The organism is Salmonella sp. GDC200615 (assembly GCF_050574145.1).
Lineage (GTDB): Bacteria > Pseudomonadota > Gammaproteobacteria > Enterobacterales > Enterobacteriaceae > Salmonella > Salmonella enterica.
The window spans coordinates 3,408,790-3,424,026 of the sequence record NZ_CP192247.1 but is presented as its reverse complement, the minus strand read 5'-3'; the positions used below and the strand labels follow the sequence as shown (position 1 = coordinate 3,424,026).

Annotated in this window: 13 protein-coding genes and 2 pseudogenes; 6 read left to right on the top strand and 9 right to left on the bottom strand. The window is 51.0% G+C overall.

What is annotated here, in order from left to right:
• Positions 1–192: 192 nt before the first annotated feature.
• Positions 193–912, bottom strand: coding sequence for a phosphonate utilization transcriptional regulator PhnR (gene phnR, locus ACQ29O_RS16545; protein WP_000836268.1), 720 nt, complete (start codon positions 910–912; stop codon positions 193–195).
• 139 nt (positions 913–1,051) lie between these two features.
• Here phnR and phnW point away from each other — a divergent pair, with 139 nt between their 5' ends.
• The 3 genes and pseudogenes from phnW to ACQ29O_RS16530 form a co-directional block, all read left to right on the top strand.
• A complete protein-coding gene (gene phnW, locus ACQ29O_RS16540; protein ID WP_045161153.1) occupies positions 1,052–2,155 on the top strand; it encodes a 2-aminoethylphosphonate--pyruvate transaminase in 1,104 nt (367 codons plus the stop codon).
• A gap of 9 nt (positions 2,156–2,164) precedes the next feature.
• Positions 2,165–2,974, top strand: coding sequence for a phosphonoacetaldehyde hydrolase (gene phnX, locus ACQ29O_RS16535; RefSeq protein ID WP_001675137.1), 810 nt, complete (start codon positions 2,165–2,167; stop codon positions 2,972–2,974).
• Positions 2,975–2,979: 5 nt separating this feature from the next.
• Positions 2,980–3,062, top strand: a pseudogene (locus ACQ29O_RS16530) (hypothetical protein); the annotation flags it as partial.
• An 8-nt stretch (positions 3,063–3,070) separates the two neighbouring features.
• Here the strand turns inward: ACQ29O_RS16530 and yajL are convergent.
• Both yajL and panE read right to left on the bottom strand, forming a co-directional pair.
• Positions 3,071–3,661 (bottom strand): protein deglycase YajL, encoded by a 591-nt coding sequence (gene yajL, locus ACQ29O_RS16525; RefSeq protein WP_020937100.1) that lies wholly within the window; start codon positions 3,659–3,661, stop codon positions 3,071–3,073.
• Positions 3,624–4,535, bottom strand: a complete 912-nt coding sequence (gene panE / locus ACQ29O_RS16520; RefSeq protein ID WP_000705817.1) for a 2-dehydropantoate 2-reductase — start codon at positions 4,533–4,535, stop codon at positions 3,624–3,626. Before panE ends, yajL begins: the two co-directional genes overlap by 38 nt.
• Positions 4,536–4,660: 125 nt before the next feature.
• On the opposite strand from panE, the gene ACQ29O_RS16515 reads away from it, so the two are divergent.
• Positions 4,661–5,152: a YajQ family cyclic di-GMP-binding protein gene (locus ACQ29O_RS16515; protein ID WP_001138913.1), complete on the top strand. Its 492-nt coding sequence runs from the start codon at positions 4,661–4,663 to the stop codon at positions 5,150–5,152.
• A 46-nt stretch (positions 5,153–5,198) separates the two neighbouring features.
• Here ACQ29O_RS16515 and ACQ29O_RS16510 read toward each other — a convergent pair whose 3' ends face one another.
• Entirely contained in the window at positions 5,199–6,563 is a 1,365-nt protein-coding gene (locus ACQ29O_RS16510; protein ID WP_001000932.1) for an MFS transporter, read from the bottom strand.
• Positions 6,564–7,087: 524 nt separating this feature from the next.
• Between ACQ29O_RS16510 and ACQ29O_RS16505 the strand changes: the two genes are divergently transcribed.
• Together ACQ29O_RS16505 and ACQ29O_RS16500 are read left to right on the top strand one after the other, a co-directional pair.
• Positions 7,088–8,599 (top strand): SEL1-like repeat protein, encoded by a 1,512-nt coding sequence (locus ACQ29O_RS16505; RefSeq protein WP_253336130.1) that lies wholly within the window; start codon positions 7,088–7,090, stop codon positions 8,597–8,599.
• A gap of 11 nt (positions 8,600–8,610) precedes the next feature.
• Positions 8,611–10,103 (top strand): annotated as a pseudogene (locus ACQ29O_RS16500) (tetratricopeptide repeat protein).
• A gap of 81 nt (positions 10,104–10,184) precedes the next feature.
• Here the strand turns inward: ACQ29O_RS16500 and cyoE are convergent.
• Genes cyoE through cyoA form a run of 5 tightly spaced genes read right to left on the bottom strand, consistent with a single transcriptional unit; the run spans position 10,185 to position 14,978 of the window.
• Positions 10,185–11,075, bottom strand: a complete 891-nt coding sequence (gene cyoE / locus ACQ29O_RS16495) for a heme o synthase (RefSeq protein WP_000971352.1) — start codon at positions 11,073–11,075, stop codon at positions 10,185–10,187.
• An 11-nt stretch (positions 11,076–11,086) separates the two neighbouring features.
• Entirely contained in the window at positions 11,087–11,416 is a 330-nt protein-coding gene (locus ACQ29O_RS16490; protein WP_000019878.1) for a cytochrome o ubiquinol oxidase subunit IV, read from the bottom strand.
• Complete coding sequence (locus ACQ29O_RS16485) at positions 11,416–12,030, bottom strand: cytochrome o ubiquinol oxidase subunit III (protein WP_000179833.1); 615 nt, start codon at positions 12,028–12,030, stop codon at positions 11,416–11,418. Before ACQ29O_RS16485 ends, ACQ29O_RS16490 begins: the two co-directional genes overlap by 1 nt.
• Positions 12,020–14,011, bottom strand: coding sequence for a cytochrome o ubiquinol oxidase subunit I (gene cyoB, locus ACQ29O_RS16480; RefSeq protein ID WP_000467158.1), 1,992 nt, complete (start codon positions 14,009–14,011; stop codon positions 12,020–12,022). Before cyoB ends, ACQ29O_RS16485 begins: the two co-directional genes overlap by 11 nt.
• A gap of 10 nt (positions 14,012–14,021) precedes the next feature.
• Complete coding sequence (cyoA, locus tag ACQ29O_RS16475; RefSeq protein WP_001239448.1) at positions 14,022–14,978, bottom strand: cytochrome o ubiquinol oxidase subunit II; 957 nt, start codon at positions 14,976–14,978, stop codon at positions 14,022–14,024.
• Between the last annotated feature and the right edge of the window lie 259 nt (positions 14,979–15,237).

Genomic DNA, 15,237 nt, shown 5'->3' with positions numbered 1-15,237 from the left:
TAGCCTCATAGCGTACGTTGCATTTTCTGGCCTATACCAGGTTTGCTTTTTACGCTAAACGGCTTATATGACAAAACGATGAAAGAGAAATAAATCAGTCCACGCCGGATGATGCTGCGTTTATCCGGATAGCCGTGAGACGATACGATTGGTAGGCCGGATAAGTCCCGCAGCCAACATCCGGCGCATCCGCTAGTGGGTATCTACCTCAATACGCAGGCTGTCGTGACGCCAGTATTCGATATCCAGATCCAGCACTCGCCCGTGTTGATCGTAGTTCAGGCGGCGCAGTAACAGCGCCGGGCGTCCTTCCATAACTCCCAGCGCCTGTGCGGCCTGCGCAGGCATGGCGGTGGGGTAGAATGACAGATGCATGCTGGTATAGACGAGATTGTAGTGCGACTCGTATACCTCGGTCAGGCTGCCGTTGAGATCGTACTGCAGCAGCTCAGGCACGCGGGCGGGCAAACAATGGTTTTCGCAGTAGCACACGGCGCGGCCATCGGCGTAACGCAGACGGGTCAGCAGATAGATTTGATCAAACGGCTGGAGCTGGAGGGGCTCCATGACCTCGACAGGCACGGTGGTTAACACGCCGCTCAGTAGCGCGGTTTTTGGCTCCCGCCCCTGCTCGCGGCAAAGCTTATGGAAGTTGGTGTTCTGGGTCGGATCCAGCCACAGGCGTTCCGGCGTAACGAACCAACCGCGACGATCGGCGCGCCAGATAAGCCCACTGGACTCCAGCTGTGCCAGACTTTCGCGAATAGTAATGCGCGTGGTGTTGAAGATCGCGCACAGTTCGCGTTCAGACGGCAGTTTATCACCGCTTTTCAACGCACCGCTCTGAATACGTGCCTGAAGCTGTGCCTTGATCAACAGGTACTGCGGGATATCGCCCGGGATAGATTTCATGCTTACTCGCTTCCGTTTTGCCTGCCGCCATTATACAAGCAGAGATGAATTTTTTGTTGCAGCGCGATTTTCTCTTTGACCCGTCGCGGCAAAGATCGTCATGATAAATGCAATCTGGTATAGACCAAAGGTAAATAACGTGACTTCGCGTAACTATCTGTTGCTGACTCCTGGCCCGCTCACCACCTCTCGTACCGTGAAAGAAGCGATGTTGTTCGATAGCTGTACCTGGGATGATGATTACAATATCGGCGTGGTGGAACAGATCCGCCAGCAGCTGACCGAACTGGCAACGGCCTCCGAAGGCTACACCTCCGTACTACTGCAAGGCAGCGGCAGCTATGCTGTGGAAGCCGTACTGGGCAGCGCATTGGGTCCGCAGGATAAGGTGCTGATCGTCAGCAACGGTGCATACGGCGCACGAATGGTCGAGATGGCCGGCCTTATGGGTACCGCCCATCACGCTTACGACTGCGGCGAAGTTGCGCGCCCGGACGTGCAGGCGATCGACGCGATCCTCAACGCCGACCCGACGATCAGCCATATCGCCATGGTGCATAGCGAAACGACCACCGGGATGCTCAACCCCATTGATGAGGTGGGCACTCTGGCGCATCGCTATGGCAAAACCTACATCGTTGACGCCATGAGTAGCTTCGGCGGCATCCCCATGGATATTGCAGCATTACACATCGACTATCTGATCAGCTCCGCCAATAAATGCATTCAGGGCGTGCCGGGTTTTGCCTTCGTGATTGCCCGCGAGCAAAAACTGGCCGCGTGCAAAGGGCGTTCCCGCTCGCTGTCGTTAGATCTCTACGCCCAGTGGCGTTGCATGGAGGATAACCACGGCAAATGGCGTTTTACTTCGCCCACACATACCGTCCTGGCGTTTGCACAGGAGCTGAAAGAGCTGGCGAAAGAAGGTGGCGTGGCGGCACGTCATCAACGCTATCAGCAAAATCAGCGCAGCCTGGTGGCCGGAATGCGGGCGCTGGGCTTTAACACGCTGCTGGATGACGAGCTTCATTCGCCCATTATCACCGCCTTTTATTCACCGGAAGACCCGCAGTATCGCTTTAGCGAATTTTATCGCCGCCTCAAAGAGCAGGGCTTTGTTATCTATCCTGGCAAAGTGTCGCAAAGCGACTGCTTCCGCATCGGCAACATTGGCGAAGTATATGCCGCCGATATCACTGCCCTGCTGACCGCCATTCGTACCGCCATGTACTGGACGAAATAAGGAACCATGATGAACCGTATTCACGCTGTTATTCTCGACTGGGCGGGCACCACCGTCGATTTTGGCTCCTTCGCGCCGACGCAAATTTTCGTCGAGGCGTTCCGTCAGGCATTTGATGTGGAGATCACCCTCGCCGAAGCACGCGTGCCAATGGGGCTGGGTAAATGGCAACACATTGAAGCTCTGGGAAAATTACCTGCTGTTGACGCGCGCTGGCAGGCAAAGTTTGGTCGCTCCATGAGCGCAGCAGATATTGATGCCATCTACGCCGCTTTCATGCCGTTACAGATTGCTAAAGTTGTCGATTTTTCTTCTCCTATTGCCGGAGTTATCGACACGATCGCGGCGCTACGAGCCGAGGGCATCAAGATAGGCTCCTGCTCCGGTTACCCACGAGCGGTGATGGAGCGCCTGGTTCCCGCCGCCGCCGAGCATGGCTATCGTCCGGATCATTGGGTAGCAACGGACGACCTGGCCGCGGGTGGTCGCCCGGGGCCGTGGATGGCGCTGCAAAACGTGATTGCGCTGGGCATTGATGCGGTCGCGCACTGCGTGAAGGTAGATGATGCCGCGCCGGGCATTAGCGAGGGGCTTAACGCGGGGATGTGGACGGTGGGGCTGGCGGTATCGGGTAACGAATTCGGCGCAACATGGGACGCCTATCAGACAATGTCGAAAGAGGACGTTGCGGTCCGCCGCGAGCACGCGGCCAGCAAGCTGTACGCCGCCGGGGCGCATTACGTGGTGGATTCACTGGCGGATTTATCTGGGGTGATTGCGCATATTAATGCGCGTCTGGCGCAGGGCGAACGCCCGTAAAATAACTGCCGGATGGCGCTGCCGCTTATTCGGCCTACAGACTGTACCGTTTTGTAGGCCGGATAAGGTGTTTACGCCGCCATCCGGCAATCATTCTTATTCGTAGTAGTTATAAATCCCCGCCGCCATCACCAGTTGCGAAGCCACTTCATGCGCTTTTTCACGACCAACCAACAGGTCGATGATTTTCAAGCCAAAATCGATAGCGGTACCCGGTCCCTGGCTGGTTAATAATTTTACCCGCGCATCCCACACCACACGCTTATCCTGCCACTGTTCGGCGGGGATCTTATCTTTCAGCGCCGGAAAACCGGTCATATTGCCGATAGGGAAGATATCGTGCGGCACGAGCACTGTAGCGGCTGCGGCGCAAATGGCTGCGACAATACGCCCGGAGCGGTGAAACTGTTTTACGGTTTCGACCAGCAGCGGGCTGTCGCGAAAGCACTCGGCGCCTTTAATTCCGCCGGGCAACACGATGATGTCATAATCGCCGTCGGCAACTTCAACCAGCGGCGCATCCGCCAGCAGCTTCACGCCGCGCGAGCAGACAATCGTCAGGTTGCCATCGCTGGCGACGCTGGCGGTAGTGATGTGGATTCCGCCGCGAACCAGCAGATCGATAGTGGTGACCGCTTCGGTCTCTTCACTACCAGGGGCGAGGCATACCAGTGCCTGAGCGCTCATACTCACTCTCCTTTCGCTTTACCATTTCAAACAGGCGGCTATTTTCCGGAACGGCGAGACCGTGCACGCGGGCGCGCTTGAGTAAATAACCGGTGATGTAGTCAATTTCGGTATGGCGCATGGCGCGCACGTCCTGCAACATGGATGAGATGTTTTCTGCCGTACTGTCAATCACTTGCTCAACATAATAGCGTAAATCGTCTGCCGATGTGTGGTAGCCTTCACGTTCAATCACGGCGGCGACCTCTTCGCAAATCGCGTTGATTTCATCAGTATGATGGCGCAGCTCGCCGTTCGGGCAGTTCCAAAGCGCGGTGAGCGGGTTGATAACACAGTTGACCGCCAGTTTGCGCCACATCTCTGCGCGGATATTGTTATGCCAGGCGACATCGGGCAGTACCCCCTGCAGGATCTCGGCGAGATAACTGTAATCGCCGTCTTGCTCGCGTGCCGGGCCAATATGCGTAGTACCGTTAGCGACATGAATAATGATATTACCGTCGCGGCGCGCAGCATGGGTGATAGTCCCCATCAACATCGGCTGTTGGATATTTTGCAGTTCTTCTATGGTTCCCATTCCATTATGAATGAGCAGAATAGGCGACGTCACCGGTAGGGTTGACGCCAGGGTTCGTACTGCGTCGGAAACCTGCCACGCTTTCAGCGTGACTAACAACAGTTCGCTCTTCGCCAAAAAATCCGGATCGTTTGCCGTCAGTGATTCGTTGAAAAAGGAACCATCGGTATCGATCAGATTTACGCTGCAATAAGGTTGTGGCACCCGTAGCCAGCCCTGTACGTCATGTCCATGTTTGCACAGTGCCGAAAGCCAAAGTTGTCCTAAGGCTCCGCATCCCAGTACAGTAATTTTCATTGTTCCTCCTCACCTGCAACAGCGCCAGGTGTTATGGCGCTAATTATAGCGTCATCAGCTAAGCTTCTCGTTAAGCCTCGTTGCAGGTATTATGCAACGCAACGAAAATGAAGGGAGAAGAAAAGATGCCATCTTTCGATATTGTTTCTGAAGTTGATCTGCAGGAAGCGCGTAACGGCGTGGATAACGCGGTTCGCGAGGTTGAGTCTCGTTTTGACTTTCGTGGCGTAGAGGCGACTATTGAACTGAACGATGCCAATAAAACCATCAAGGTGCTGAGCGAGTCCGATTTCCAGGTCAATCAGTTGCTCGATATTCTGCGCGCCAAGCTGCTTAAACGCGGTATTGAAGGCGCTTCGCTGGATGTACCGGACGAGTTCGTGCATAGCGGTAAAACCTGGTATGTGGAAGCGAAGCTGAAGCAGGGCATTGAAAGCGCCGTGCAGAAGAAAATCGTCAAGCTGATTAAAGACAGCAAACTGAAGGTGCAGGCGCAAATTCAGGGGGAAGAGATTCGCGTGACGGGCAAATCACGTGACGATCTGCAATCGGTAATGGCGCTGGTTCGCGGCGGTGATTTGGGCCAGCCGTTCCAGTTCAAAAACTTCCGCGATTAAGTTGTTATGCCGGATAGAGCCTCGCCGCCATCCGGCAATGCAGTATTTATCCTTTGCTGATAAGCTGTTCAACTTCAAAGCGATTGGTCACTTTGCTGTCGATTTTGACGTAAGCGGAATGCTCTTCCGCCACGATCAGCGCTTCGCTTACGCCTTTCATTTCCAACAGTCGCTGTTTTAGTCTGTCGTCAGCAACGATATCCGCTGGAATTTCCACACGCAGGCTGCTGACATAGGGCGGCTCTTTCATGGTACTTGCCACCGCCAGCCATACCATCGCCAGTACGGCCCCGGCAAGGAAAACGGTTTGCCCATCAAACGTGCCGTCTATCCAGCCGCCCAGCGAGCCGCCAAGCGCCACGCCAAGAAACTGACTGGTAGAATAGACGCCCATCGCCGTTCCTTTATACCCCGCGGGCGATTCTTTGCTAATAAGCGAAGGCAGCAGCGCCTCCATCAGATTAAAGGCGAGGAAAAAGAGTTGTACGCCAATCACCAGCTCCCAGAAATGTTGGCCCGCTCCCCACAACACGATTTCTGCGACGACAATGAGTCCCACGCAGAACAGGAATACCTGCTTCATCCGCCGTTTGACTTCAGCATAGATAATAAAAGGCACGACGGCGGCAAAGGCGATTACCATGGTTGCCAGATACACCTTCCAGTGTTCGGCGGCAGGGAAACCGGCATCGGCAAGCTGGCCGGGCAGGGCGACAAAGGTGGACATCAATAAAATATGCAGACACATAATGCCTAAATTGAGCTTGAGCAGCCTCGGCTCCGCCAGCACTTTACTGAAGCTGCCTTTGACCATCCCGGATTCGCGATTCAGCACATGGTTGGTACTGTTGGGAACCACCCAGATCGTCAAAATAATGCCCAGGGTGGCGAGGGCGGCGATCATCCAGAACAACGCGTTCAATCCCAGACTATGGGTAACGATCGGCCCTAATACCATCGCAATCGCGAAGGTGATACCAAAGCTGACGCCGATAAACGCCATCGCTTTGGTACGGTTTTGCTCGCGGGTGAGGTCAGACAGGAGCGCCATGACGGCGGCGGCAATAGCGCCGGACCCTTGTAGCGCTCGCCCCAGAATAATGCCCCAGATTGAGTGGGAGAGCGCGGCAATGACGCTGCCCGCGACAAATACCGCCAGTCCGCCGACAATCAGCGGTTTGCGGCCAATGCGGTCGGACAGCAGCCCAAAGGGAATTTGAAAGATAGCCTGCGCCAGCCCGTAAATGCCGATCGCAATGCCGATTAATGCTTCGCTGGCGCCCTGTAGCGCCATACCGTATGTGGTCAGTACTGGTAGAACCATAAACATGCCCAGCATACGCAACGAAAAGACGGTCCCTAAACCCCATGTGGCGCGCAGCTCCCCTGGCGTCATTTTATAATCGTTCATTGCCACCTCTGTATAAAAGCTGGGAGTAGTGTAGTGCGGGGAGTGTGCCGGGTAAATAGAGGGTTAATTAGCAAATATTATGTTTTTGAAACAGTTGAGCTAAAAAAGAGATAAATTGTTAACACGATAGGGGCGATCGGGAGAGTCAGCATAGCCTTGTGCTCATTCATATTCCGATCTCCTTGAGCTGTAGTGGCTATCTGAGCCATCTCAGTATAGTGTAGCGGTTAGCCACGGCCTTCAGGCTGTGTACGCTGTTGCTCCATGTAGCAATAGCAGACTCGTCAAGTCAGACTGTCAGCGAACCGCGCTGCTGGCCGGTGGGTGACTTTAAACTTTTGCTTTGCCATAGGAAGCCGATTCTGAAACGATGGCAATGATCAGAACCGTCCATCTCCTGAAAATTTGATTTATTCAACAACGCCGAGACTGATAGCAAACTTTCCGCGTGATGGCGCGCGTTTATCAGGCAGAAGGTTCGTCAGCAGTCGCATTTATTATATTATTCAAGGAGTGAATTCGTTATGGAAATTAAATTTTTATCATTATGTATTTTAGCGGGTGTTTTATTTGTTAGCCAGGTGAATGCTTCAGCGAACAACGGTAAAGATGATGTAAAATATGCTGTGCTTACCCAGAAGGATCTTGATGCTTTGCCTGTGGAAAAAAGAGCTTCGGTTCTGGATGAACTGGGGTTTATCCATGAATACGGCCTTAATGTACCGATGAATCGCGAACAGGCGTTGCAGTATTACAAGCAGGCCTGTGAGCTTGGCAGTAACTACGGCTGTTATAATGTGAAGTATGCTTATCAGTATGGCGACGGAGTGGCCAAAGATAGCGCTCAGGCCAATAAGTATGCTAAGAAAATGAATCTGGATAATTTATTGATTGAGCAAGAATATATTGATAAGTTTTCGCAAGAAATTTTCACGGCAAAAGTATTGGCCGATACGGATAAATCGCAGCGACCAGAATTTATTAATGCACTATTTAATTTTCTAAATAATAGGCCAGAGAGCGATGCGCTTTTTTTTAGTCGTATCGGATTTAATCAGGAAAAAACGTTCCGCCTTGCTACGCTATGGGTGCAGGACGGCGATCCACAAATGGATTATCAACTGGGGTTACTCACCCTTAATGATTTCTCTGGTCATTATGTGGATGAGCCTTATAAAGCCAGGCCGGCCTCGTTGAAATGGTTTCGCGCCGCCGCGGAAAAAGGCGTCGTTGAGGCCCAATCTCTCTTGGAGGGTATTTATTCGGGGGGAGAGGGCGATGAGTGGGGGATTAAGCCAGACATTCAGGAAGCACAAAAATGGTATGGACAGGCGGCTAAGCAGGGGGACAGCGATGCACAGATTGCGTTAGGTAAAATCTATTATTCTGGCGCAACAGGGCGCACTGATTACGCTAAAGCGCTGGCATTATTTACGCAGGTTGAAAATGATGGTACTAATTCGCGCTCAACGATGCCGTTGAGTTGGATGTATTATAACGGTTTAGGTACTGCACCTGATTGTGATAAAGCCTGGTCGTATTACAAGAAAGCATCTCGATATGTAGGTAAGAAAGTTGAGGAAAAAATATTTTTAAGTAAATGCGCAGCGGATATTCAGAGTCGAAAAAACAACGCGGATGCTTTACCTAAAGTAACCCTGAAAAAAGAGAGAATTTTCTCTCGCGGGATAACGGCTAAACCGAAAGAATGCGCACTAATTTTTCAGATTGGCACAGATAAAATTCGTAACATGGCGAATTTGCATATTACGCTTGAACTGAAGAATGCTGATGGAATGGCAACTGAGGAAACGTTGATGATTCCGCCATTCGGTTTGAATACTCTGGGGATAGATATGCAAAATCATGATGTTGATCCTCTCGTTACCCCATACGATCTCCCGCTGTATACGCAAGATTTTTGTCACGGGATTGACGATATCCATTTTACGCTGAAATCCGCTACGGCAACGATTAACGGTAAGAATGTCGATTTACTGAAAGCTGATAGTGTGCGCTTTTTAGATAAAGAATAAGGGAATGAAAAATGATAAAACGGAAATGGAGTATTTTGTTTCTGCTTGGGCTTTCTTTCGCATCGGTATGTCAGGCAGGTGGTGATATTGACGCGTTGTATAGCCGTATTGCGCAGAAAGATATTCAGGCGCTAAATGAGCTAAAAGCGTTAGCCAAAGATAATAATGCTCAAGCGCTGGCGGAGTTGGGGTTTATTTATGAGTACGGTGTTTCAGTGTCTGTGGATATTCCGCAAGCAATAAAGTACTACGAGCAGGCTTGTGATTTGGACGGTGATTATGGTTGCTTTAATGCAGCTTATTTCTATGAATATGGCATCGGTACCCAAAAGGACATTACGCAAGCGAAAACATTAGCAAAACAGCTTAGAGAAAAAATTAATCTATCCAATATCAATCTCGATAAAAAGGTGAGTGAACGTATAATTGGGAGTGTTTATAGTAATAAACTTGAGGCATATAGAGACCTTTCATTTCGTCCTCATTTTATTCAAGGCTTAAGTTTCTATTTTTATGCCCCGCAATCAGATGAGCGAAAACTGCTGAGTCGAATAGGTTTTGACTCATCACATCTTGCGCGGATAGCGATACTCTGGGCGAGAGAGGGTGATCCTGAGGTCGCGTATCAGACGGCAAAACTGGTCTCTACTTTGTATTTTAATAATGAAACGAAAACGATAGATATTGCTGAAGCGCTGAAATGGCTCCGAATTTCGGCCGAGAAGGGGGATGCCGACTCACAGACGCTGTTAGGTTTTCTTTATGAACACGCTGGATTGGGATTACAACCAGATGGAGAGAAAGCCAGGAAATGGTATGAAATGGCGGCGCAGCAAGGTAATGGAGAAGCATTGTATACGTTAGGTCGTATGTACTATTCTGGCGTAATGGTTAACGTTGATTACGATAAAGCGCTGTATTTTTTAAAAAAGCTTATGAGAAAGAATTACAGGCGGCCGCTGATTATTTAGCACAGATGTATTTTAATGGCCAGAGTGTAGATGTCGATTGCCAACAATCCTGGCACTATTACGATAACAGCTATATAAAAAAGATGACACAACGCGATTATCTTGATTATTGTGAAAAAGATCGAAAGCGCCGTAATGATTTTAGTCAGCAACTTCCTGAGCTGACATTAGAAAAATATGCGGGATTATTTGGCAGGATTGATAATATTCCTCTGTGTCAGATTGGATTTGTTGTCAATACGAATAAGTTAATTCATGTTGCGAACTTACGTGTGGAATTGATATTAAAAAATGATGCTGGAGTTAGTGACGAAAGAATAGTCGCTTTTCCTCCTTTGGGTCTCAATACTCTGGGTGCTGAACAGGGTATGGGGGATTCTTTTAAGTCGATGGGATATCTCTTGATGAAAAACGGTGACTTGTGTGATTACCATAAACTTACTTTCACCGTGAAGTCAGCGACGGCAACAATCAATGGTAAAAAAGTTGATTTACTGAAAACGGATAATTTACATATTATTCAGAATCGATAACTCGTGGGGCGTTACTGCCTGATGAAATGGATAAAAAAACCGCCGTTTGTGACACGGCGGTTTTTTCAATAGCAACGCTTGTTACCAGACGTAAGTCAGCAGATTCTGCGAATTCGGCACCATAAAATCAACGGACATCATGATACTCAGCGCGGTAATCGCAATGATAGAGAAGCCGAACAGCTTACGCGCCCAGACCTTATCATCTTCCACTTTGTAACCGCGTAGCGCCATGCCGAGCCACCAAACGCTGACCGCCGCGGCGACCACCAGGTATTTGTAACCGGCATAACCGCCCAACGTGAGCATTAGCGTTGCAACGGCAAACGCAATGATGTACAGCGTGATGTGGTTTTTAGCGACTGAGATTCCTTTTACCACCGGCAGAACCGGGATATTGGCCGCCTGATAGTCCTTAAAGCGGAAAATGGCGATGGCGTAAGAGTGCGGCATCTGCCAGAGGCTGAAAATAGCCAACAGAATCGCCGCGCCGCTGTCAAAGTCGCCCGTTACGGCGCAGTAGCCAATCACCGGCGGCGCTGCGCCGGAGAGAGAACCAATCAGCGTGCCGTAAACGGAGTGACGCTTCATGTACAAGCTGTACACGCCAACGTAGACCACGAAGCCCATCACCCCCAGCCAGCAGGCCAGAGGATTAGCGCCAAACCACAGCAGCATAAAGCCAGCAATACCCAGCAGGGTGGCGTATACCAGCGAGACGCCAGGAGAAATCAGGCCTTTGACCAGCACCCGATTCTTGGTCCTTTCCATCTTCCTGTCGATATCCCTGTCGATGTAGTTGTTAAATACACAACCCGACGCCACAACCAGTGACACCCCGACCAGCGTATAAATGAACAGGGGATAGTCAATGCTGCCCTTTGAGGCCAGCAGAAATCCCCCGATCACCGAGATCAGGTTGCCAAAGATGATGCCTGGTTTCGTTACTTGCAGGTATTGCTTAAACATCATACTCGCCGCTCTTAGTGCATCATCATGTTGTAGTTGAGGTTCCACATAATCCAGATGGAGCCCACAACCAGGATGGCGATGATCAGCACGGTAAAGATGAAGGCCGTCATGTTCCAGCCTTCATCAGATTTGGTGTTCATGTGCAGGAAACACACCAGATGCACCAAAATCTGCACCACTGCCATTGCCAGGATAGATCCCAGAATAACGGCCGGAGAGGCAGCGCCGGTCATCACCATCCAGAATGGAATAACCGTCAGGATGACCGACAGGATAAAGCCGGTCATGTACGTTTTTACGCTGCCGTGGGATGCGCCGCCGCTCTCGGTAGAATGACTCATTACATCGCCCCCATCAGATAAACAACAGTGAATACGCAAATCCAAATCACATCCAGGAAGTGCCAGAACAGGCTCAGGCACATGATGCGGGTACGGTTAGTGCTGGTCAGACCGCGACGGGCAACTTGCACCATCAGCACCGCCATCCAGATCAAACCGGAAGTGACGTGCAGACCGTGCGTGCCGACCAGCGCGAAGAACGCAGACAGGAAGCCGCTGCGATCCGGGCCCATACCGTTAACAATCAGGTGATGGAATTCATAGAGTTCCATCCCGATAAATCCGGCACCGAACAAGAAGGTCAACGCCAGCCAGGAGATAACCTGGCTCTTGTTGTTCTTGTGCATGGCGATCGCCGCCATGCCGTAGGTAATGGAGCTAAATAACAGCAGGAAGGTTTCAACCAGAACGAACGGCAGTTCGAAAATGTCCTTACCTGTCGGGCCGCCAGCGGTGCCGTTCACCAGAACGGCATAGGTAGCAAACAGAATAGAGAACAGAATGCAGTCGCTCATCAGGTAGACCCAAAATCCGAAGATTTTGTTCTGGCCTGCGTCATGGTGCCCGTGTTCGTGCGCGTGGGCAGTCGCGTGCGTTAAAGTATCAGTTGCCATTTTTCAGCCCTGCCTTAGTAATCTCATCGAAATGCTGGTTTTCCAGTTTTTCGACTTCCGGGACCGGCACGTAGTAATCCACATCTTCATCAAAGCTTTTTACAATCCAGCTGATGATCATGCCTGCGAAACCCACTATCGCCAGCCACCAGATATGCCAGATCATGGCGAAGCCAAATACCGTTGCGAAGGCGGCGATAACAATACCGGCACCGCTATTTTTCGGCATATGAATCTCTTCATATTGTCCAGGCTGTTGGTACGCTTCGCCTTTTTCTTTCATTTCCCAGAAGGCGTCACGTTCGTGAACGTGCGGCACAACGGCAAAGTTATAGAACGGCGGCGGAGACGAGGTTGACCACTCCAGCGTACGGCCACCCCATGGGTCGCCGGTCAGATCGCGGTTCTGATCGCGGTCGCGAATAGAAACGAAGATCTGAATCAGTTGACACAGGATACCCAGCGCAATCAGCGCGGCGCCGGCGGCGGCAACCATCAGCATCGTATGGAACTGCGGATCAATTTGCTGGCTGAGGCGACGGGTCATGCCCATGAAGCCCAGTACATACAGCGGCATAAAGGCTACAAAGAAACCGATAATCCAGAACCAGAAGGCGCGTTTACCCCAGGTTTCGTTCAGCTTGAAGCCAAACGCCTTCGGCCACCAGTAGGTCATACCCGCGAAGCAGCCAAACACTACGCCGCCGATGATCACGTTATGGAAGTGCGCAATCAGGAACAGACTGTTGTGCAGGACGAAGTCCGCGCCCGGTACCGCCAGCAGCACGCCGGTCATACCGCCGACCGAGAAGGTCACGATAAAGCCGATGGTCCACATCATTGCGGAATGGAAGACGATACGGCCCTGATACATGGTGAACAACCAGTTGAAGATCTTCACCCCGGTCGGGATGGCGATAATCATGGTGGTGATACCGAAGAAGGCGTTAACGTTCGCGCCTGCGCCCATCGTGAAGAAGTGGTGCAGCCAAACGATAAACGACAGTACGGTAATACAGACGGTCGCCCAAACCAGCGAGGTATAGCCGAACAGACGTTTACGCGAGAAGGTCGCTGCGATTTCGGAGAATACCCCGAAGACCGGCAGAATCAGAATGTACACTTCCGGATGGCCCCAGGCCCAAATCAGGTTGATGTACATCATCATGTTGCCGCCCATATCGTTGGTAAAGAAATGGGTGCCCAGATAGCGATCCAGGGTCAGCAACGCGACGGTAACCGTCAGAATCGGGAAAGAGGCGATGATCAGTACGTTGGCGCACAAAGAGGCCCAGGTAAAGACCGGCATCTTGAACATCGTCATACCCGGCGCACGCATCTTCAGGATCGTCACGAAGAAGTTGATACCGGTTAACGTCGTACCAATACCCGAGAGTTGCAACGCCCATATCCAGTAATCGACCCCGACGCTGGGACTGTACTCTATTCCCGATAGCGGCGGATAAGCCAGCCACCCTGTCTGCGCGAATTCACCCACGCCCAGCGAGAGGTTAACCAGGATAACGCCGACAACGGTGAACCAGAAGCTCAGGTTGTTCAGGAAAGGGAACGCAACGTCGCGCGCGCCGATCTGCAGCGGAACCACCAGGTTCATCAGACCGATAACGAAGGGCATCGCCACGAAGAAGATCATGATTACGCCGTGAGCGGTAAAGATCTGATCGTAGTGGTGCGGCGGTAGAAAACCCGCTTCGCCTGCGGAGGCAAGTGCCTGCTGGCTACGCATCATGATGGCATCGGCGAAACCACGTAACAGCATCACAATCGCGACGATGATATACATGATGCCGAGGCGTTTATGGTCAACTGACGTTAACCACTCTTTCCATAGGTAGGTCCACTTACCGAAGTAAGTAATCGCTGCCAGTATCGCCAGTCCCCCGACGATAATTGCAGCGATCGTTACCATGACGATAGGTTCATGGAACGGTACTGCATCCAGTGATAATTTTCCGAACATCTTATCTTCCTCAACCCTTGGAGTTGGCGGATTCCGCGTGGCTCATGTCCATACCTTCCATTCCTTCATGCGAGCTGTGCTCACCTTCAGGTTGGGTCATGTCCATGCTCTTACCGTGGTCCATGAATTTGTTAATAACGTCCTTGAACAAATCTGGTTTCACGCTGGAGAAATATTCCACCTTGTTGTACTCGCTTGGCATAGCCACTTTCTCGAACGCCGCCATATCATTCATGGTGTTCGGAGACTGCTTCGCTTTTGCGACCCATTGGTCGAATTCTGCGCGGTCTTTGGTGGCGATAGCTTTAAACTTCATACCAGAGAAGCCCGGGCCACTATAGCTGGCGGAGATGCCATCGTAGGTTCCGGGTTCGTTGGCGATCAGATGCAAACGTGTTTGCATACCGGCCATGGCATAAATCTGGCTACCCAGACGCGGGATAAAGAAGGAGTTCATCACGGAGTTGGAGGTCACTTTGAAATAAACCGGCGTGTTCGCCGGGAAGGCGATCTCGTTGACGGTGGCGATACCCTGCTCCGGATAGATGAAGAACCATTTCCAGTCCATGGAAACCACTTCGATGGTGATCGGTTTTTCGTCATGCGCCAGCGGCTTGCTTGGTTCAAGCGCGTGCGTGGTTTTCCAGGTCAGTACGGCAAGGAAAATGATGATTAAGATAGGCACCGTCCAGACCACGGCTTCCACTTTATTGGAGTGTGACCAGTTCGGGCTATACTTCGCATCCTTATTACTCGCACGATACTTCCAGGCGAAACCAACAGCCATCAAGATGGCGGGAATAACGACGATCAACATCAGGCCAAATGCCGTCAGTATCAGCGAACGTTGCTCCAGTCCAATCTGTCCTTTGGGATCCAGCAGCGCAGAATTACAGCCACTGAGTAATGCAGTGCCTGCAATTAATGACAACCATCCCAAACTTTTATTGTATTTCCTGAGTCTCATTTAACGACCTCAATTCCACGGGACCTGGTGGCGTTTAAAGTGTAGGGGCATTTTAAGGTAAGGTTACATTACTGTAAACATGATTGGTTCTGTATTACCAAGTTCTGCCGCGCATGTCACATATGTTGCCAAGTATGTCGAAATAACTTTAAGACACTGTTGAAACTTTGCGTTATAACGGATGAGGTCTGTAAGTGGGATGTTGAGGGATAATTGGTATAACCAATGTAAAAATAAAACAATTACTTAACAATTTATT

Bases quoted from the DNA above. Each gene is read 5' to 3' on its own strand.
- ACQ29O_RS16485 (WP_000179833.1), bottom strand. From the start codon at position 12,030: ATGGCAACTGATACTTTAACGCACGCGACTGCCCACGCGCACGAACAC.
- cyoE (WP_000971352.1), bottom strand. From the start codon at position 11,075: ATGATGTTTAAGCAATACCTGCAAGTAACGAAACCAGGCATCATCTTT.
- ACQ29O_RS16515 (WP_001138913.1), top strand. From the start codon at position 4,661: ATGCCATCTTTCGATATTGTTTCTGAAGTTGATCTGCAGGAAGCGCGT.
- cyoA (WP_001239448.1), bottom strand. From the start codon at position 14,978: ATGAGACTCAGGAAATACAATAAAAGTTTGGGATGGTTGTCATTAATT.
- panE (WP_000705817.1), bottom strand. From the start codon at position 4,535: ATGAAAATTACTGTACTGGGATGCGGAGCCTTAGGACAACTTTGGCTT.
- phnR (WP_000836268.1), bottom strand. From the start codon at position 912: ATGAAATCTATCCCGGGCGATATCCCGCAGTACCTGTTGATCAAGGCA.
- ACQ29O_RS16505 (WP_253336130.1), top strand. From the start codon at position 7,088: ATGGAAATTAAATTTTTATCATTATGTATTTTAGCGGGTGTTTTATTT.
- ACQ29O_RS16490 (WP_000019878.1), bottom strand. From the start codon at position 11,416: ATGAGTCATTCTACCGAGAGCGGCGGCGCATCCCACGGCAGCGTAAAA.
- yajL (WP_020937100.1), bottom strand. From the start codon at position 3,661: ATGAGCGCTCAGGCACTGGTATGCCTCGCCCCTGGTAGTGAAGAGACC.
- ACQ29O_RS16510 (WP_001000932.1), bottom strand. From the start codon at position 6,563: ATGAACGATTATAAAATGACGCCAGGGGAGCTGCGCGCCACATGGGGT.
- cyoB (WP_000467158.1), bottom strand. From the start codon at position 14,011: ATGTTCGGAAAATTATCACTGGATGCAGTACCGTTCCATGAACCTATC.
- phnX (WP_001675137.1), top strand. From the start codon at position 2,165: ATGAACCGTATTCACGCTGTTATTCTCGACTGGGCGGGCACCACCGTC.